The 1,521-nt window shown below is 58.9% G+C and carries 3 protein-coding genes; 1 reads left to right on the top strand and 2 read right to left on the bottom strand.

All coding sequences use genetic code 11. The features are described from left to right. Both OK438_09055 and OK438_09050 read right to left on the bottom strand, forming a co-directional pair. Window positions 1–208: hypothetical protein (locus OK438_09055; protein ID MDA4125573.1), on the bottom strand; the 208-nt coding region annotated here is incomplete at its 3' end. Window position 209: 1 nt separating this feature from the next. Beyond that, complete coding sequence (locus tag OK438_09050) at window positions 210–842, bottom strand: hypothetical protein (protein ID MDA4125572.1); 633 nt, start codon at window positions 840–842, stop codon at window positions 210–212. Between the two features lie 410 nt (window positions 843–1,252). Between OK438_09050 and OK438_09045 the strand changes: the two genes are divergently transcribed. Continuing rightward, entirely contained in the window at window positions 1,253–1,480 is a 228-nt protein-coding gene (locus OK438_09045; GenBank protein MDA4125571.1) for a hypothetical protein, read from the top strand. Window positions 1,481–1,521: the final 41 nt, after the last annotated feature.

Genomic DNA, 1,521 nt, shown 5'->3' with positions numbered 1-1,521 from the left:
TGAACGGCCGGTCGAAGACCCCGCCCTTCACTTTCCCCACAAAGAAGGCGGTGACATCCGACGCGAGCACCGAGAATCCCAGGATGACGATCATTTCCGTCAACATCGAGGCGCCATCGGCGATGGTGGGGAGCTTCTCGGGGACTGGCAGGAGGAAGCGCTGCACGGCCATCGCCGCGTAGACTACGGTGAGGACCTTCGCCCTCAACTTAGGCCACCTCCCCCATCACTGACCGCACGAAAAGCGCGGCCGAATCCTCCCCGTATCCCAGCAGCCTCTCGAGGAACCGCGCTCCGTCGTCAGGGTCGCATCCGAGTGTCTCCGCTAGAACCTCCGCCTTCACGAAGTTCGTCCGGAACCGAGACCCCTCGCGGAGATTGCGTTCGAGTCTTGCGAGACCCTCCAGAGTCCTCTTGGTCTCTCTGACGAGGTCGAGCTGAGTGGGTTCCTTCAGCTTTCCCTCGACGAGGATTGCGAAGGCTCTCTTCAGGACCTGCTGGAGTTCGGGCAAAGACCCGTCGGTGGGGCTAGGGTCGGCATCGACGATGTTACAGAACTCGTCGACGTGGATTCGCTTGCCCCTGCTCCCGTCCAGCATCTTGCCGGTGATGGCGATCCTCCGTATCTCGGCGTCTGCGGAATCGTAGCCGCCATCGATGAAGTTCTGCTCGAACCACTGGAACCTCATCCGTGGTTCAGGTGCGTAGACATTGGCGAAGACGTCGCCTTCGCCGCCTCTCTCAGTGAAGTACGACTCGTGCACGAGGACGCTCCCCATGCAGTCGTCGGCCATGCCGCTCCGCAGCGCCTTTACCTCAGAACCCCTGATACTCAATGCCATTGAGTGGTTCACCTCCCGCCAAGATCTGACTCGGGTGGTTGGCCAGAGCTCACGCTGGACTGGATGCTAACACATGAAGGAAGAACCGGAGGTCACATTATCCTGCCCACGACCCTGCCCAAAGAATAAATATTGGAACAGCGTCCTCCTTGAATGTCCTTTCGGTCGCCGACGGGGTTGGTATACTGCCGGCGGCCCGGACAATCAGGGGGCGGGGGTGACTTCTCCCGCTCTTTTCTTCTGTGCTTTGCCTTCAGAGCAGCGCGTTGTTTCTCATCACGCAGGGCGATCCTGGGGGATTGTTTGTCCATGCATGATGGCCATGGTTTCGCAGGAGTATTGTCGCTCCAGCCTGGTCACGGCAGTAACCAGCCAGCAGAGCCCGTCAGGATGCTGACGAAAGTACAGAAATGCCGCTCATTGGCGATTTGAGGAAGCTCTTCGAGAAGCGAGGACTGAAGCTCATCAGTTTCAGGCGGTCCAAGACGGACTCTGAGAGGTGCGTGCTGACGTACCGGACAGACGCCGGTACAACCTACATGAAGACAATTGACGTGCCCCTGTCAAGGCTCGAAGAGTTGGTCGTTGCGAGTGCCTTAGTGGAAGCGGATGGCCTCGTGGATTGGTTGAGAACTTGACCAATTGGCCACTTCGGGCAATGGATCAGAATTGGCCACCC

It is taken from the genome of Nitrososphaerota archaeon (genome assembly GCA_027887005.1).
Taxonomy (GTDB): Archaea; Thermoproteota; Nitrososphaeria; order Nitrososphaerales; family Gagatemarchaeaceae; genus UBA183.
The sequence above is the reverse complement of the archived record's forward strand: the minus strand, read 5'-3'. Positions and strand labels throughout refer to the sequence as shown.